General features: G+C 41.7%; 11 protein-coding genes and 3 tRNA genes. 7 read left to right on the top strand and 7 right to left on the bottom strand.

The window, feature by feature from the left end; translation table 11 throughout:
• Nucleotides 1-611: 611 nt before the first annotated feature.
• Nucleotides 612-1151, bottom strand: coding sequence for a DUF1643 domain-containing protein (locus HUJ22_RS13270; protein WP_290878181.1), 540 nt, complete (start codon nucleotides 1149-1151; stop codon nucleotides 612-614).
• A 79-nt stretch (nucleotides 1152-1230) separates the two neighbouring features.
• Here HUJ22_RS13270 and tilS point away from each other — a divergent pair, with 79 nt between their 5' ends.
• From tilS to HUJ22_RS13255, 3 genes are all read left to right on the top strand, one after another.
• A complete protein-coding gene (gene tilS / locus HUJ22_RS13265; protein ID WP_290878180.1) occupies nucleotides 1231-2571 on the top strand; it encodes a tRNA lysidine(34) synthetase TilS in 1341 nt (446 codons plus the stop codon).
• A gap of 1 nt (nucleotide 2572) precedes the next feature.
• Nucleotides 2573-3145: a hypoxanthine phosphoribosyltransferase gene (gene hpt / locus HUJ22_RS13260; RefSeq protein ID WP_290878179.1), complete on the top strand. Its 573-nt coding sequence runs from the start codon at nucleotides 2573-2575 to the stop codon at nucleotides 3143-3145.
• Nucleotides 3146-3357: 212 nt separating this feature from the next.
• Nucleotides 3358-3446, top strand: a tRNA-Ser gene (locus tag HUJ22_RS13255).
• Nucleotides 3447-3548: 102 nt separating this feature from the next.
• Here the strand turns inward: HUJ22_RS13255 and HUJ22_RS13250 are convergent.
• From HUJ22_RS13250 to HUJ22_RS13230, 5 genes are all read right to left on the bottom strand, one after another.
• Entirely contained in the window at nucleotides 3549-5717 is a 2169-nt protein-coding gene (locus tag HUJ22_RS13250) for an adenylate/guanylate cyclase domain-containing protein (protein WP_290878178.1), read from the bottom strand.
• A gap of 5 nt (nucleotides 5718-5722) precedes the next feature.
• Nucleotides 5723-8470 carry a hypothetical protein gene (locus HUJ22_RS13245; protein ID WP_290878177.1) on the bottom strand — a complete coding sequence of 916 codons (2748 nt, stop codon included), beginning with the start codon at nucleotides 8468-8470 and terminating at the stop codon, nucleotides 5723-5725.
• 44 nt (nucleotides 8471-8514) lie between these two features.
• A complete protein-coding gene (locus HUJ22_RS13240; protein ID WP_290878176.1) occupies nucleotides 8515-9264 on the bottom strand; it encodes a FecR family protein in 750 nt (249 codons plus the stop codon).
• Between the two features lie 8 nt (nucleotides 9265-9272).
• Nucleotides 9273-10463: a hypothetical protein gene (locus HUJ22_RS13235; protein WP_290878175.1), complete on the bottom strand. Its 1191-nt coding sequence runs from the start codon at nucleotides 10461-10463 to the stop codon at nucleotides 9273-9275.
• A 160-nt stretch (nucleotides 10464-10623) separates the two neighbouring features.
• Nucleotides 10624-10697, bottom strand: a tRNA-Ala gene (locus HUJ22_RS13230).
• Between the two features lie 202 nt (nucleotides 10698-10899).
• Between HUJ22_RS13230 and HUJ22_RS13225 the strand changes: the two genes are divergently transcribed.
• The 3 genes from HUJ22_RS13225 (at nucleotide 10900) to HUJ22_RS13215 (ending at nucleotide 14676) form a co-directional block, all read left to right on the top strand.
• Nucleotides 10900-11856: an OmpA family protein gene (locus HUJ22_RS13225; protein WP_290878174.1), complete on the top strand. Its 957-nt coding sequence runs from the start codon at nucleotides 10900-10902 to the stop codon at nucleotides 11854-11856.
• Nucleotides 11857-12126: 270 nt separating this feature from the next.
• Nucleotides 12127-12975 (top strand): hypothetical protein, encoded by an 849-nt coding sequence (locus HUJ22_RS13220; RefSeq protein ID WP_290878173.1) that lies wholly within the window; start codon nucleotides 12127-12129, stop codon nucleotides 12973-12975.
• A gap of 30 nt (nucleotides 12976-13005) precedes the next feature.
• Entirely contained in the window at nucleotides 13006-14676 is a 1671-nt protein-coding gene (locus tag HUJ22_RS13215; RefSeq protein WP_290878172.1) for a S8 family serine peptidase, read from the top strand.
• Between the two features lie 166 nt (nucleotides 14677-14842).
• Here HUJ22_RS13215 and HUJ22_RS13210 read toward each other — a convergent pair whose 3' ends face one another.
• Nucleotides 14843-17302 (bottom strand): DUF5686 and carboxypeptidase-like regulatory domain-containing protein, encoded by a 2460-nt coding sequence (locus tag HUJ22_RS13210; RefSeq protein ID WP_290878171.1) that lies wholly within the window; start codon nucleotides 17300-17302, stop codon nucleotides 14843-14845.
• Between the two features lie 111 nt (nucleotides 17303-17413).
• Here HUJ22_RS13210 and HUJ22_RS13205 point away from each other — a divergent pair.
• Nucleotides 17414-17486: transfer RNA gene (locus HUJ22_RS13205), tRNA-Arg, on the top strand.
• Nucleotides 17487-17568: the final 82 nt, after the last annotated feature.

Below are 17568 nucleotides of genomic sequence, written 5' to 3'. Positions count from 1 at the left end.
AATACTTTTTTCGACATATAATAATCACTTGTCGAAATCATCGACATAATGTAAGAGCATTGCCCAATCTTTGATCACCTTACAACACAACGGGCAATAGCTAGCTTTTCAAAAGTTAACCTGGAATCCATATTAAATTTCAATCCCCCGGTAACTTTGGAAAAGTGATTAGGAACAATAAATAATTATAAGCGTCCTTCTCCTTGCGAAGGAGAAGACAGAAGAGATCGGAGTTTAAGGCAACCAACTCATTTCAGGGAACCCAGGCAAAATACAAGTCAGAGACTTGTCAGATTATACTTGCCGGGCAGGTCATACATCATCAGGACTCTTACTTTTAAGGTACCGCTTCGCTCAAAACTTAAAAGATCCTGAGCGGCCGGCATTGTTATTATTCACCCGTCATCGCGAGGAGACAGCCATGTTTAATCCAAGCCTGCCTTGTTTGCCGACGCGGCGATCTCCTTGGCATGCCCGGGTGTCCATTTTAGGGAGATTGCTTCGTCGTTCAACCTCCCAATCCTGCATTCCGCGTCACAATTTCCTCGCAATAACCGGGCCTTTTTTGGAATTTGGTACTTGGAGCTTGAAATTTAATACCGGGAATTTCCTCACCCATCCCGACCATTGACCACCACTTTCACATACTTGTCCAGATCAAAGGTTTCCGGCGGCGCTGTTTTTTTGAGGTAGAGCGGATGATGCGGATGTCCCGCTTTTGAGATCCTTCCTCGTTTAAAGTATGTACAGTTATTTTGAGCAAGCACATCAAAAATATCTTGCAGGCACCGGGAAAGGTAAGAACGTTTTTCGATCAGTGTACCCCATGCACACCAGACATCGGCAGATAATCCCTCTGTTAAATTGGCGATCACATCCACATTTTTTTGGTGGATTTCATTCTGAAAGCGACGGTGCATTTTATCGGGATTGGTAGCCCGCTGGGGATAAAGGTTGAACATCAACCAGCCATCGTAGCCGTGATCTCGTGCAAAACGAGCCACCGAAGCCACCGTAGGATCCAGATCATTTGGTTTTGCCGTGCTTGGGTTCACCCCAAAACAAATCAGCGGGTTCTCTCCTTCTTGTCCCAGCGAATAACGGGTGAGGGGTTCATCATGATCATAAATCCAGGGTTTGTCTTTAAACATAAAAACTAAAAAATTCCTTAGGTTGAATTTCGTACTGAAGATAGGTCGATATTCTCTGTTTTTCCCCCTACTTTTTCTCATGGCTAAATCGATTTCAAAAAAACTCCGGGACCATCTTTCAAACTGCCTCTCTGACTATTTTGAGGAAGGTGCACTTTTTGTAATCGGGGTGAGTGGCGGACCGGATTCCATGGCATTGCTTTATCTTTTTCACCTGCTGGATGTTGATGTATTGACGGTACATGTGAATTACGGCAAGCGCGGGAAACAAGCAGATAAAGATCAGGAACTGGTGGAGCAAATGGCTTTCGCGTGGGGGTTTGAATGCTGTTCCATACGGCTGGATCCAAAAGAAGCCAAAGACCGCAACTTTCAGGATTGGGCAAGGCAGCAACGGTATCAATTTTTTCGGGATTTGAGGGACGATTTTAAAGCAGATGCCATTGTAACTGCTCATCATCAAGACGATCAGGTAGAAACGATTTTGCAAAAGATCTTCAGGGGAAGTGCTCCCACAGCCTGGCAGGGAATGCAAATTTGGGACGGGAAATTGTTCCGCCCTTTGCTTCCATTCAGTAAAGAAGAAATTTTGGATTTTTGTGAGCTTGAATCCGTTCCCTACCGCATCGACAAAAGTAACGAGCGTTCTGATTTTGCACGGAATTTTATCCGAAATGAGTTCAGCGAAAAAATGGATCGCTTTTTCCCCGGCTGGAAAAAAAACATCCTGGATCTTCCCAATCAAGGGAAGTCTTTTGAAGCAGGAATGGCAGCCCTGGCTGACCAGGTCTCACAAAACAACACCATTTACCTGAAGAAATTTGCTGAGCTTCCGGAAACAGTGAAGCCGGCCGTTATCAAAACCATACTGGATCAGTTCGGGATGAAAAGCGAATATTCCAAAGGGCAATTGAAGGAGTTGGCTGAAATTGAAACCCTGCAAACCGGAAAAAATCTTAAAATCGGCAACCTTTTATTAACTCGTGACCGGGATAAAATTCATCTCCACACAGACAAAGAAAATGAGAAGGTTCAGGTTATTATTTCAAAGGAACAAGCTGAGAAAGGCGTAAAGGAAGGCGAAATCAGCCTCAAAACGGCACATAATTTAGACACGGATGCGAACTTAAAACTGGATCAGGACAAACTAAGCTGGCCGGTTACCTTACGAAGCTGGCAGGCCGGGGATTCTTTTCAACCCCTTGGCATGGAAGGCAACCAAAAAATTTCCGATCATCTTACCAACCGTAAAATCCCGACAACTATCCGTGAAAAAGGCTTGGTATTGTGCGGATCAGATGGTACTATTTACGCCATTATTTATCCTGCTTTATCGGCGAATGAAGAATGGGGTGCCATCGCAGAAATGGCTAAACTTACATCCACAACACAAACTTTATTGACGATTAATATTTTATAGCATGAGTTCATCTTTTTATCAGCCCGATACTGTAACCTGTAACGGCGAGAAGTTTAAACTTTTCATCACCAAAGAACAGATTGACGAGCGCATGAATCAGCTTGGTAATCAGCTGGATAGAGATTACGCCGATAAAAAACCTATTTTTATCGGAATTTTAAACGGTGCTTTTATTTTCCTGGCCGATATCATGCGGCATGTAAGTATAGATTGTGAAGTGGATTTCATGAAATTGAGCAGCTACGGAGACGAAAAAGTTTCTTCGGGTGAAGTCACCGAACTCAAGCATATTGATGCAAAAATTGAGGGCCGGCATGTGATTTTGGTTGAAGATATTATTGACACCGGCCTTTCCATGAATTATATGCTTAAGCGTATTAAAGAAAATAACCCGGCTTCAGTGGCTGTTTGCACACTGCTTCATAAAAAAGAAGCTACAAAACATGAAGTACAAATTGACTATGTTGGTTTTGAAATCCCCAATGCTTTTGTATTGGGTTACGGCTTAGATTATGCTCAGGAAGGCCGTAATCTTTCTCAGATCTATGTGATAGATGATGGAGAAGCTAAATAAATTAAAAACCAAACCGGCATTCCATTGCCTTTCATAACGATAATTTACAGGCAGAATCTAAACTGGACGAGGTTACAAAATTCATTATTGAACTGCCTGTTCAAAGCTTGTCAGAGACCACAAATACAACCAAAAATTCCCCTTCAGATTAAGCCGCCAAAAAGTTGCTATTAGTCCTGAAAGGTCGCTATATTTGTTGCCCTTCAAAAAACGGAGAGGTGGCTGAGTGGCTGAAAGCGCTCCCCTGCTAAGGGAGTATACCTCCAACGAGGTATCGAGGGTTCGAATCCCTCCCTCTCCGCAATAGAACGCCGAAGATTCAACAAAGAACACCCAACATAGAACTTGATACTGTTGGCCTTGTTCTTTCTTCCTTTGATGTTGGATGTTCGAAATTCGATGTTCACTTGCTCTCCATAATGAATACACCATTCCAGTCTTCTGCCGGTGGATTTTTCTTCATCATTTCGCATCTCTCAATAAAAATACCGGATGGATTTTGCTCATATCTCTCCAACGTCAAAGATTCCATGAATTTCGATTTTGCTTTATCCCAATCCCGGTTGAAATAATACTCAAGTCCCTCTTCATATAATCCGACACAATCGTAGAGCTGCTGACCGGCATCATCCTTGAGATCAGCAATCTCGAACATTTTTACCGGTTTAGTGCGCCCTTTCACCACGATATTATCCAGTTGCCGGAATACACACGCATCTCCAAATTTCTCTGCTTCTATTTTGGTGGCTTCGGTCACCATAGTAAACACTCCATATTGCTTGGCTCCGCTTTCACACCGGGCCGCCAGGTTCACATTATCCCCCATCATGGTATAATTGAAACGGCGGCTTGAACCCATGTTTCCTGTTACCATCATCCCGGTATTCATTCCCATTCGCTGCTGCATGTTTGTCACGATATCGGGCCAGCCGTCTTCAGCCCATTTTTCTCTGAGCACATTTAATTCCTTTTGCATTAATTGCGATGTAACACAGGCCTGCAACGCATGGTCTTCCATATAAACGGGCGAACCAAAAAAGGCTACGATGGCATCTCCAATATATTTATCCAGCGTTCCTCCCCGCTCATTTAAGATATTAGTCATAGAACTCAGATACTCATTGATAAGCTTCACCAACTCCTTCGCCTCCAGTTGCTCTGAAAATGTGGAAAAGGATACGATATCACTAAAGAAAGCCGTCATATAGGTCTCTTCTCCACCCAGCTGCGGTTCTTCTCCGGATTCTATCATTCGGTTGACTAATTCCGGCGATACATAGGAGGCAAACATCCCTCTGATGCGTCGTTTTTCTTTTTGTTCTATGTAATATTCGTAACTGACCATCCCTGCCTGAGTTATGAAGACGGCAAGTAAAGGGCCGGTCAATATCATTAACAAATTGTGATTCACAAAAGCCCAATAAGTAATCCCAAAATAAGCACCCCCAAGAAGTATAGAAGTCAACACCCCTAAATTTGCACTGAAAATCCGGTTTACCAGGGTGATGGTCAGGCAGAAAAACAACATTATCAATAAGGTGTACCAGCCCCGGAAACGCTCTATGTAATTACTGTCTAAAATGGTTTGAATAGCGTTGGCATGAATCTCATATCCCGGCCTTGCATTATTTCCGTCATTAGCAAAAGGTGTAGCATAAAAATCTTTAAGCAGGGGCATGGTAGCACCTACAATTACAATCTTATCCTCGAAAGTACCGAGATTTAAATGCCCTATCTCCGGATCATCAAAGCTATTTATGCCGAACTCCAGCTCCGATTCAAATACCGTAGTATAGCCGGAATCATCAATCACTTCTTCATAAGAAACTTCCGGGAATATGCCTTCCGGACCGTAAAAGTTAATAAGGAATGAATTCGGTCTGTCTTTGAGGATATCGAAAGGGCCAAAATTAAAATATTCACTTTCGGGATTCGGGCCTATTGGGTCAATATCTTCATAAGATATTTCTTTGTATTTCCTGATCGCTTCCAATGAAAGCCTGTAATAGCTCTGCTCCAGATGCCTGTCTCCGAATCTGTACGAACGCACCGCTCCATCCAAATCAAGATACACTCTCACCAAGGCCACCGGGTTGGGGTTGTTGACCGAAAGTACCGGAATTGGGAACATGGTGGATGTTTTATTGGAAACTTCCGTTTCACTTCGCTGTAATTCTCCGGCCAATATCACATTCTTGTGCCGCTTCAGTGCTTCGGCAAATAACGTATCGTTTTTTGAATCATACCGGTCACGATTGTCAAAAACTACATCAAAAACAATGGCTTTAGCTCCCGCCCGGTTTAGATTGTCAACCAGCCGTGCATGCAAGTTAGTGGGCCATGGATACTTTTGAGGAATTTCTTCATCTGCTTGCTGACTGATAGCCACCAGTACAATCGGTGAGTCACTTACATCGAGCGGACCCCGCCATTCAAAAAGCCGATCATTATATTTAAGCTCCAGAATCTGAACGGGCTTGAAAAGCATCAAAAGAAAGGACGCAATAAACGCAGAAACAGCTATTAACAGAACCGAAGCTACTCTTTTTTTACTGCTTTTGTTTTTAGCCATCTATTTTAAAACCTAAATACATATCTGAGCTGAACAATTCGATCGTTAGCACGTCCGCCGCCACTTACGTTTGTTAAATTGGCATCAAAAATAAGTGCATGATAATCATCAATATCAAACCGGGCGCCTGCCTGAATAACATAGGTTTGAAATTTATTTTTGTCCACATCAGATCCCAACTCATAATAATCATCCTTCTGAGTGTTTGGGTCAGAAAAATCACGTATCAAAAGTTCGCGATTCTGAATTCTATTTCCGGTAATTGCCAATCTTCCGTTCACACTCAGCCGGTTATCCATAAAGCTGTAATTTCCGCCTGCATAAAATCCGGCTATATTAATTTTATTCTGTCCGCTTCCTGATTCTGTACGGTTATAAGTAAAACCAAGTCGGGTTTCGAGGGGATGATCAAAAAAGCGAGAAGTTAAATTAAGTGAGAACGCGGTGCTCCTTACATCACCAAAAGCAAATACCTGATCGGTAGTCTTTAAATTGGACACGCTGATAGAGACATCATTGCGAGCACTTAACCACTCAAATTGTTGGGTGATGGAAGCATTTACATTCGTTGTATTATTCGTGCGGGGCGTTGACGTTACCAAAGTCACCAAAGAATCCTGGCCGTTTATAGTACGAACTTCCTGCCGCAAATTTTGCACAGCAGCATTTACTAAATCATCAGGCAACAAGTAATTCTGTCGCTCTATTTCATTATCACGCGTTCGGTAGCGAAAACCCAGGCTCACCCTCGGCAGCTTACGGTCAACCGGATACCAGCTGGCATTGGTTCTGTAGGTCACTGTTTTTGTAGTGGCATCGCGGGATCCGGTCACGTTATCGTTCAGATTTTCATACCCCAGGGTTAAGTACACGCGATTAGCCAGCAGGTTGAGCCGGTCACTAAGGGTGAAACCCGCAATATCTTTACGAACCGTGGAGTTGGCTAAAGAATTGAAATTTGGCCCGATCCACCGGTATTGCAATCTGGCATTATTCTTTGGCTGACGGTAAGAAAGCTCACTGTTAGCTGCCAAAATACTGCTTGGGAAAAAAGGTTCTCCCTTCAGATCTCCATTTTCATCCTCTGAAAGCTTCAGCGGTAACGTATCCATATTTTCATTGATAATGATAAGCCATGACAACTGCTCCAATAAGTCTGAGACTCCCTGATCGATATCAAAGCCAAGCTCGTCAGCTTTTGCAATGGTAAGTGGCCCCCCATAAATATTATTATTCAAGGCGCTCATTACGGCTTCGGATTCAAACCGTATTCTATTGTTCATAAAACCCATTTTAAGATCTGTTCCCATCACAATGTTATCTCTTGGGTTTATATTCCCGCCTCTCACATCAAGCAAATTGGGGTTTGCCTGCAGGCTGTCGCGGGCATCCGGAGTTAAATTATTGTTTAATGTCAGGTCTGAATTCATAATATCAAGGTAATTCCGGACATTAAATATAGAAGTGGTATCATCCTGAATTTTCAAGGCATGAAAACCCATCTGAAATTTTTCTTCATTCCCAAAAGCAATTTTACCGCCTCTTATTTTTCGCTTGAAGGTTCCGCGCCCGCCATCCTGATAGGTCAACATGTAATTGCGATCTACTGTTGTTCCGGAACCATCTACTACCTCCTCTACAATAAGGCTGTCGTATTGGTTGGTGATACTGCGATCTAATTCACCGTAAATAAATTGAAAATTCAGTCTGTCATCCAGCAGGTGAAGTGAAGTATTAAGGCCGTGCACGCGTCTTCCGGATATGGTAAACTGACTCATCAAAGGATAAACATGTCCTGCTTCGAAATTCCACCATTTCCCCAAAGACAAATCTATCCCATACCGGTTTTGAGGCTGTAACCGGGCTGATTCCTGGGATGTTAAATATCCGTTTAAAGAATATCGAAGCAGCCCGTATTGACCTGAAACCCGTGTTCTTCCGGTATAGGCATTATTAATATCTCCGGCTATCACCTGATTTCTGGCTGAGAGTTCTGCTGAAATTTGCGGAAGTCTGCCTTCATCAAAACCACGAAAAGATGCCTGTCCCGGAGCAACTACCGAAAATTGCCAATCAACAACGGCAAAATCTTCAGCCGCAGTAGCATATTCGAGGGAGATATGATGTGTTCCCGAACGCAAATCCCTGGGAACATAGGATATATAATAAGCACTGGTATCTGCTTCTCCGGTAATATCCTGATTATCTAAATACAGTTTAAATTCTCCGGGTTCAAGCGTTGTAATATCATAGAACAGTGCTATTGCAATCAAAACATCATCGCTTGTTACTCCAACTCCCGGTTCCGGAGCCAGGATGGTATATTCTACTCCTTCAAGTTGCGGTTTTTCCTGTTCAAGGCTATCTACAATTTCTACCACCACCGGGTTTTCTGCAGGAAAGCTGGATGGATAGTAAACTTGTTCACCTGACAATAATATCACTTCAAAATAATATTCCAGGGTACTAGCATTTTGGTCATCTATATTAAATGAAGTACGAAACACCCCATTTTGAAAATTTACTTCCCGTTGCTGATAACTGATATCACCATCATACCTGTAAAACATACGAGCTTGCTGAATATCAGATTGTGTTAATCCCGGCAGGTCGAACTCCAGCGTATTCATTGCATTGCGTTCTAATGCTATGGGAGCCTGATGCTGTATATTATACTGTGCATATGCAACACCTCCCATGGCCATCAAAAACAAAAAAACCCCGAATGCTTTAATCAGTACCCTTTGCACCATACCAATAATTTTTTGATGATATACCTAATAACACATTTGTTTATTTAATTCTGACCTTCTTCCTCGAAAATCTCAATTATTATTTCACGTAATTGGCCATTTTGATCTCTGAATTTCAAGATCACTTCTTTTCGAATCAAGTTGTTATCCACCTCATCAAAGCCCTCATTGAGATTACTCAATTCCTGATCTGTTAAAGTACCTGATTCAATATTATTTCCAGGCTCATCAACCTGAGCAAACATTTTCTCAAATAACGAAACTGTTTGTCCTGAATTTAGAGCTGTGACGTCTACCTGCCCTTCCTGCACCCAAGTATACCCATTTGATTTAGAGCCAAAATCCGTTCCTTTTACCGATGCCAGGGACCGGGAAGTGGCTACCTCAAAATCATTATTTCCTTGTGGTTCCACATTTAGAAAAATTTCACCTCGCTCCAGATTTATGCGGGTATTGCTGCTTTTTCTGGTGGTTTCCACTTCACCATTTACAATCAACAGGGAGTTGGGTTTTACTTTTGCCACACTTCTATCCATAAAGAAAACCAAAGCAAACCCTTCCGGATCGGTAAATAAGCTGTCTCCGGCGAACAACTTTTCTCCTATATTTTCTGATAAATTCAGTTTTATATATTTTTCAAGATCAAGATTGGTAACCGTTACATCCGGTTTAAATCTGCGAACAACACCAATGTGACGATCTGCCTGAAAGGCTGCAACTTCTGCTGAAACAACCCCCATTACAATTAAAAACGTGAAAAACGAATACAATACTTTTTTTGATATTTTCATCATAACCTCCTCTAGTTTCCTCCTAAAATAATCTCTTCATCTCTGATCTTCTGCAGTATCTCTTCCAGCTTTTCAGCAGCAACAAGACCAGTTAATTCTTGACCATCATATTCAATGGCTGTTAATTCAAACCCATTAGATTTCAACTCACGGTAAGCATCCCGTCCTATTAATTCTACAATGACCCTTGCATATCTTTGAGCATTGGGCACGCCATCTAAAGCTCCTGATGCACCGCTGAGGGTGAAACTCCAAATTTCAGAAGAGATTTCTTCCGAATCATTATTTGACCGAAGGCTTGTTATTACTCTCCAATAGTATGTTTTTCCCTGTTCCAAAGCTTGTGCTCCAGATGACGGAAACTGATAACTTGTTCTATTTACCAATACATCCAGATTTTCGAACTCCAACAATGAGCCACCGTCCCGCTTGGTTTCCGGAGAGCTTTTTGCGCTTTGAAGTAAAGATTCGGGACTATCCTGTCCGTTATCTTCTACCACTAATAACCGGTAAGCCACATTATTTGGACCTTCCCAGCTAAATTGTGGGTATGGATTTGTGATCTCTGTTGCAGAACCTACAATATCTCCCGGTGTTTTAAGGTAAATTTCACTCTCATCAAATGAAGCACCAATTGATCTTCCACCAATTTCAATTATACTTTGTGCCAAATCTCGTCGTCCTGTGGCATCTGTTACCCTAAAAACGATAACTTCTACTGAATACACATCACTGGGAAGTGACATAGACCCCGATAAATTGCTCATTAATTCATTTCCTTCCGGGGTAAGTCCACCCGAAAAGCTAAGACTTTCCCTGATACCCGGAATCCTGCCATTATCTAAAACATTATTTGTAAAATAAACAGATTGATGGGGAGCCAAAGTAAAGGGCTGATCTGCATTTGAATTAAATTCTAAAATAGTTCCGATTTTTGCAGCACTTATCTTCACTTCCAGGAACAGATTATCGATTATCTCTGCTGTCCTATTCTCTAAAAAAGCAGAAATAAATACTCTCCCACTATTTTTATTTTCAAGGCCCAGGCTATTTAAGCTCAAAACCTGTGTATTTTCTAAACTTGCACTGGGTTCAAGCTGCAAATTTATCTCTTGAGCTATTGCAAACTCTTTGGGAACAAGAGTAACCAATCCCAGTAAAAAAAATGTAATGTAAACTTTAAACCATCTCTCACTCATCATACACTCCCGTTTTTTAATACGTTGACCTTATTTTAAAGTAATAGTTCGATACAAACAAATATTGACAATAGACTCTAATATTAATATTTAAAAAAAATGATTGATAAACTGATTAATTATATAAAAAAAGCCTTTCCCCGGAATATGGAGAAAGGCTTTGTGGAGCTACGGGGATTCGAACCCCGGACCTTCGCGCTGCCAGCGCGACGCTCTAGCCAGCTGAGCTATAGCCCCAAAAAATTTTGGAGGGTCAAAATAAATATTTTATCCTCAAATAACACTATCAATTTATTTATTGTAAATTAAAGCTATTGAACTTTATAGTAATGTTTATGAATATCCCTTAAGTTCATAAAAAACTCTTTTTAAATTCTTTGTTAAACCGCTATTTTAGCACAAAACATACCAAAGTTAATTCAAACCGTAATCCAAGAAGATGACAAATTTAAAATCTATCCTATTTCTTTCTTTGGTTTCTGTGTCCCTGGTCTTCATGACCAATTGCGCAGGGCCCGAGGAATTACTTGCACCATCCGAACGAACCATTGAGTACTTAGAATCACTTGATGAAGAAACCCTTCGATCATTAGATACAGACGAAGATGGTTTAAATGACTACGAAGAGATGTACGTACATGAAACCGACCCATTAAGCGCTGATACTGATGGCGACGGACTAACTGACGGGGATGAAGTCAATGAGTACGAAACTGACCCGTTAAGTGCTGATACTGATGGCGACGGCCTTTCTGATGGGGATGAAGTTAATTCCTACAACACGGATCCTAATAACACGGACTCAGATGGCGATGGCCTTTCTGACGGGGATGAAGTTAATGAATATAACACCGATCCTAACAACACAGATTCTGACGGTGACGGACTTAGTGACTATGACGAAGTAATGACTCATGACACTAACCCTAACAACGCAGATTCTGATGCCGATGGCTTTACAGATATGCAGGAAATTGATATGGGTACCAATCCTAATGATGGCAGCGACCCGCTATATCTGGACGGTGACGCTCTGGGAACTATCAACTTTGACTTTGATCGTTCTAACATCCGCAGCGATGCAGCCGCAATTCTTGCTGAGAACGTAGAGACTCTCAAAGAAGCCGGTGCATTCCGTGTTCGTATTGATGCTTACACTGATCATGTTGGTGGAGATCAATACAACTTACGATTGAGCTTGCGTCGTGCCAATGCTGTTGTGGACTATTACACTGAAAATGGTATTTCTGAAGACCGCATTGAATCTCGCGGTTTAGGAAAAGCACCAGTTGAGTGTACAGAAGCTGAAATGGATGAAGACACTCCGGGTTGTGAAAGAAACCGTCGTGCTGAATCACACCCAATCAGTACTCTTAAATATCAGCCAGGTAACTAAACTAAGCTGATTATTTAGTAAAATTATTAAGGCTCGCTGCCCATTGGCAGCGAGCTTTTTTTATGTACCGTGATTCCCGGTAAATTACGGAAATACATTATAAAACCGGATTCTAAAGGAACCCAATAAACCTTTGCTGTAAGCCCAAAACAGACTCTATAAAATTTGTTTTTACGCTCTTTCTTGTTTACATAAATTAGAAATTCTTGCCTCTTTTCTTGTTTTTTAACTTATTTAACAAAGGATTCATTAAAATTTACGGTTAAGGAGATGAGAATATCAAGATTGTTTCTATTCACAATAGCGGCTTTAATAACTAGTTGCGGTGTCTTTAATAGCGAGAAAGGCTGTATTGATACCCCCGAAAACCGTCTTCCTTCAGAAGGCACCCCTACACAGTTTTGTATAGAGGAGAAGCCGGAAATTCAATTTGTTTACAACCCCGATTCTCCATACATCGTTGTGAATGAACCTGCTTTAGAGCTTCAAGTAGTTGCAAGAGATTCAACACCTCATCTGAATTGGCTGCCTACTACTTTGTTGGTAGAAACAGATCAGGGGTTTTCTAAAGAGATTACACTTGTTCCCTTTGCTTGCATTGTTCCTATAGAAAACTCACCTGAAGAATTTCCTTTCAATGTAGAATGGTGGTCTTGCAATACAATAAATATTAATAATGGAAAGGTATTAACGGAAGAACAAATTCACAAAATAGAAACTGTCACCAATGCACAACTATCTGTTAAATATATTTTTAAATCCATAGAGGGTGGGCAATATATGTTTGACCTCTATGAAATTGGACGACCGGCCATACAACAAGCTATTCAAAATATTAATCAGCTCCCTTTTATCACTCCCATTGAAGATGAAAAGGAAGAGTGGGGAGAAACTGTTGGGCATGCAAATCAATTTCCGAGATGCTGGTTATCGGATATAATCCCTCCCCCCCCATGTCCACCTTGGTCTTTTTTTAAAAGAATCCGAATTAGTTTAGAAGGGGAGAAAGAAAATCATATTCCGGTACAGGAAGGCGGCTGGGTAAAAGCCACCTATACCCTGCCGGATGGTACCGTCAAGAGTACCATCTTCACCATTCCTGAAATAGAGCAGGAATGATTTAATAAACCATAACAAAAAGAGAGAACCATGAAGTCTATACGATTAACAATTAGTATAATAATTGGTTTAGCCGCAGTGTTTGCGGTAAGCTGTAAACAGAACAATACACCTGTTTCCGGTGCGGACCAAATAAATAGACATATAACTGCTCAAAAAATGAAAAACAATGACTGGAGAGAAGACCCCGGTTTATACATGAGGCAGCAGCTCCGTTCGATGGACAATGATGAATTCAAACGAAGTATTGAAAAAGGCGGACTCACCGTTATGATAGGTTTTAAAGAAGAGGGAGCAATAAGAGGAGTCTCTAAGAAAGGGGAAGCTCTGGTTAGTAAGTCCAGGGCCGAACATTTTGCGAATCAAGTTGTACCTGAATTTACCGACAGTGTTATTTACCACTTTAAACACATACCGGCCATCGCCGTGAAATTAAAGAATGTGGAAATGGCCCTGGAACTCCGGAATCTGCTCTGGATTGATTATGTAGTGGCAGGCAGCGGGCTGGTGACTCCCGATGCCGTATCCATGCAATGCAGTCCCATTTCATCTCCCCAAACTACGCCATGGAATATTACTCAGGTAGGGGCTGATGTAGCTTGGACCGAAGCCACCGGATCTAATGCTCCCGGTAAATTAGTATTACTTGACGATGGCGCCGACGAAAATAACGGCTGGCATGGTACGGAACTTGACTGGGAAGCTTATACTTATTATGTACCCAGTACGAGTTCTGATGGAAACCACGGAACCCTTGTACTTGGGGCTGCTCAAGCTAATGACAATAATTATGGTACCGTAGGGGTTGCTCCCGATGCCATGGCCAGGGTAATGAAAATATATGATCCTACTACAGGAGATCCACAAAATGAAGAATGGGAAGTGCATGCAGCTACAGCTATAGATGATAATGCAACCCTTTCCGATGTAATGACCATCAGTTATTCTACCAAGATTACTTCCAGTACACCACCTATTGAATTTACTGGCCTTTATGACGCTATTTCTAATGCTTATAACCAACATGATGTAGTATTTACTGCATCAACAGGAAACCAAGGCAGATCAGATTTATATGCCTTTCCGGCAAATTATGACGAAGTAACAGGAGTAGGCGGTTCTGACAAAAATGACAATTACACATTAAACAACTATGCTCCCGGTAATGTGGAAATAGCCGCTCCAGCAGTAGATATTTTAACTGTTTGTAAAGGTGGAGATATAGGTGAGTATGACGGCACTTCATTTGCTACTCCTATGGTTGCAGGTGCGGTTATGTTGCTCAGAGATCAAAACCCAACATGGTCGAATGATCAAATTAGAACACAACTACAGAATACAGCTGTTCCAATGGCCGATCAAACTCAAAGTGGGGCAGGAAGAATGGATGTTGCACAAGCATTAAGTATTTCATCTTCAACACCTCCCTCAGTTTCTATCTCAGGTCCAACAAACATGTTTGAAGGAACTTCCGATGATTTCACGGCCAATGTCACCGACGGTGAACCTCCTTACAACTATCAATGGTATTATCGACACGAAACAGATTTAAATTGGACTCCAACAGGAACAAATTCACCAACATACAATCACACAGCAGGGCCGCCAAATGGTGAATACATTCGGGTTATTGTTACTGATTCAGAAAATAAAAGTGATGAAGATGTACATTTTATTACAATAACGGGAGTATGCTGTTAAAAGCTAAATCTACAGTATTTCTCTTTTCTTATAAATTTCGTTTTTAAACAAAAAGAAATGGATATTTACAATTAATTATGAACCAAGATAAATCAATTTAAAGCCCGCTGCTTCATTGCAGCGGGCTTTTTTTTATTACAACAGGTGAATCCGGATTCGGGGCGAGTTAAAAGAATCGTGCGATGCTGATCCCCAAATAAATCCCGGGATCATCAATACGATATGCTACATCTGCGCGAAAAAGATTAAAGATATTACTCAGGGAAAGCCCGGCTTCAATATGCCAGTCTTCAGTGGTATTGGGGCCAAAACCATATCTATTATTGAACTCATTTGCTTGCTCTTGCTGCACCCAGGTTTTGCCAATTCCTCCAAAAGCGATGATACTCAATCCTGTTTGAGTGGCATTTCTCCATCCCAACATTTCAAGGGGTACACTTTTAAAATTATGTTCAGCATTCAAGGCTACATAACTTGCTCCTTCATAGGGAAGAAAGCGCTTGGCCCTAAAGGCTCCAAATGGAGTAAAAATACCCTGAGCCACATCCAATACCTCATTTTTTTGAATCGGCAGATCTCCTAAATACGTTCCTGCATTTAATCTCATGTCGAACGTATTTGGGAAAAATCTTCGCTGATAAAAGGTCTCAACCCTTCGGTATAAATCGATTTTGAAACGAGTATAATCCCAGCTGCTGCCCATAAATTTGGCAGAGTGCTCTATGCTGAATAAATAATCATCGGCTCCAATCGCACCAAGTGCTTTTTTGTCGTTCCCGTTCTGCAGAGAAACCTCAATGGCACTTAACCGGCCTTCATTAACATAACTGTTCGGCCGTTGATTGAGCGTGCGCCCAAATAAATCATAATTGGTTTTAAAATTGATGGAAGAATGATCTTCATAGCTATAGCGCAGACTTAACGTACCGTAACCTCGCATAAATTGTGCCGCTCCAACCTCAATTCCTTCATTACGGTAATAATCAAAGTAATCAATATACCCCATTAAGGAAGTGACGCTTGTCATTACCGGGTTAAACATATCGGAATTATACCGGGTTTCTGTCTCGGCACTATACCCGGAAAAGACGGAAAACCTTCGGGTATTTTTTAAAGGCCTCCAAACCAACTTCCCTCCGTAAGAAAAAGTCCCGTCATCATATCCGGTGCTGTACCCGGTGAAAACTTCAGAAGTTACCCGGTTATCGATATATCTTCGCTCATGTTTTAATCCCCCATAAAAGGCATCCACACGGTTAAAGCGCCCCAAAATGCTCAAATCCCGGGTAAGCTTATTAAACAAAGAGGAGCCGGAACTTGCTGAGTTTCCACTGCTGCTTCCATTTCTGTTCCCGCTGCCGGAACTTCCGCTTCCCGAGCCGCCGGAATTATCCTCTTCCTCCCAATCTATGAAACGCGTAAAAAAACCTTTTGGCCGAAATGCTTTCTCCAGGGTAGCGGTACTGTCTAAGGTCTCATATGCTTTTTGCTCTTCGTTATCCAATGGAATTACATCCACTTCACTTATAAATAACGAGTCGCCTGAATGAATAGTGGTTGAATCAACCGATAACATTTCCCTGGATTTAAACAGCGTGTCGGGAAGCGGTATATTTACTTCATATTCATTCAGCTTTGCTACCTGTTTGAATCCAATGGGTGGGAAGCGCAGGCCTACTACCCCCACTTCAACAAGGCCTTCGATCCGCACATCCACCGGCAACCAGAAATCCCCGCCAAAATTGCTGAATTGCTGCGTATAGGAAAGGTTAAAATCCTGGATCGGAGGGGGGAAAACAACCACTGAATTGGGTTTTAAGTCAACTTCCAGCAGGGCATATTCTTCTCCCAATACAAAAATGGTCCCCTCAAAAAGTGGCTGCAGCTTTCTTTTTGAACTCACTGACAGTTCATAAACTACCTGTCCATCCAAAGCCTGAATGTCCTCCAGAGAAAAATCGTAGTATGAGAGGGCATTGGGATGAGTAATTCCCACTACATCAAAACCGGCTACATCTAAGTTATCATCATAAAAATTAGGCAAATAGCTTACTCCTGCAAAATTCGCAGCTTCATCCATGTTGGCCGTTTGTCGTTTTGACTTTAAAACCTCTCTTGACCCTCTTTTCTTATCCCAATACGCGATGGAAATGCTTTCCGAGATGGATATGATGGAAGTATCATTCTTAAGCTGCTGGCGGGTATATGCCTCCGCTTTATAGGTATTGAGATTCTCTCGCCAAATCTGCTTACGGCGAATGACTTCTCTCATGATGGCAATGGCAGGATCTTCACCGGTTACCACGATTTCCCCCATTTCGGCCACTGAAGGCTTTAACAGGAAATCAACCGGCCCGGAGTTTTCTTTGACTGTTTTTTCCTGACTTTCAAAACCTATGAATCGAACTACCAGCGTTACCGGGAGTTCACGGACCATCAAACTAAATTCTCCGTCCTCATTTGATATCGTCCCCTTGTAGGTATCCTTGATAATAACATGTGCTGCCGGCAGAGGCTCCCCGGTTTCCGCATCTGCAATTCTACCGCTGAGAGTCGATTGGGCAGCGATCTCTCCATAACCTGCTATCAACAATAACAGAATTAACGTAACAACCGATTTTTGCATCTCCATTGAATTTTATTCGACAAATAAAGTAAAATCATTACACTTCTACTTATATGATGCTGATTAGTTACGTTAAGCTACGTATCTTTTTGGGATGAGCGTACAGCAAATGACCCTGTAGTTCAATTGGATAGAATAGGGACCTCCTAAGTCCTAGATCTGGGTTCGATTCCCGGCGGGGTCACTATTGCGCAACTTAAGTTATTGTTTATTATTTTCTTGATAATAAGAGTTGTTTACATAAGTGCAAACAATTTACCCTATAT

Origin of the sequence: Gracilimonas sp. (assembly GCF_014762685.1) — a bacterium.
In the GTDB taxonomy this organism is placed as follows: Bacteria; Bacteroidota; Rhodothermia; order Balneolales; family Balneolaceae; genus Gracilimonas.
The sequence above is the reverse complement of the archived record's forward strand: the minus strand, read 5'-3'. Positions and strand labels throughout refer to the sequence as shown.

What these genes read in the sequence shown, in the direction of transcription:
- HUJ22_RS13270 (WP_290878181.1), bottom strand. Translation starts at nt 1,151, where the DNA reads ATGTTTAAAGACAAACCCTGGATTTATGATCATGATGAACCCCTCACC.
- tilS (WP_290878180.1), top strand. Translation starts at nt 1,231, where the DNA reads ATGGCTAAATCGATTTCAAAAAAACTCCGGGACCATCTTTCAAACTGC.
- hpt (WP_290878179.1), top strand. Translation starts at nt 2,573, where the DNA reads ATGAGTTCATCTTTTTATCAGCCCGATACTGTAACCTGTAACGGCGAG.
- HUJ22_RS13250 (WP_290878178.1), bottom strand. Translation starts at nt 5,717, where the DNA reads ATGGCTAAAAACAAAAGCAGTAAAAAAAGAGTAGCTTCGGTTCTGTTA.
- HUJ22_RS13245 (WP_290878177.1), bottom strand. Translation starts at nt 8,470, where the DNA reads ATGGTGCAAAGGGTACTGATTAAAGCATTCGGGGTTTTTTTGTTTTTG.
- HUJ22_RS13240 (WP_290878176.1), bottom strand. Translation starts at nt 9,264, where the DNA reads ATGATGAAAATATCAAAAAAAGTATTGTATTCGTTTTTCACGTTTTTA.
- HUJ22_RS13235 (WP_290878175.1), bottom strand. Translation starts at nt 10,463, where the DNA reads ATGATGAGTGAGAGATGGTTTAAAGTTTACATTACATTTTTTTTACTG.
- HUJ22_RS13225 (WP_290878174.1), top strand. Translation starts at nt 10,900, where the DNA reads ATGACAAATTTAAAATCTATCCTATTTCTTTCTTTGGTTTCTGTGTCC.
- HUJ22_RS13220 (WP_290878173.1), top strand. Translation starts at nt 12,127, where the DNA reads ATGAGAATATCAAGATTGTTTCTATTCACAATAGCGGCTTTAATAACT.
- HUJ22_RS13215 (WP_290878172.1), top strand. Translation starts at nt 13,006, where the DNA reads ATGAAGTCTATACGATTAACAATTAGTATAATAATTGGTTTAGCCGCA.
- HUJ22_RS13210 (WP_290878171.1), bottom strand. Translation starts at nt 17,302, where the DNA reads ATGCAAAAATCGGTTGTTACGTTAATTCTGTTATTGTTGATAGCAGGT.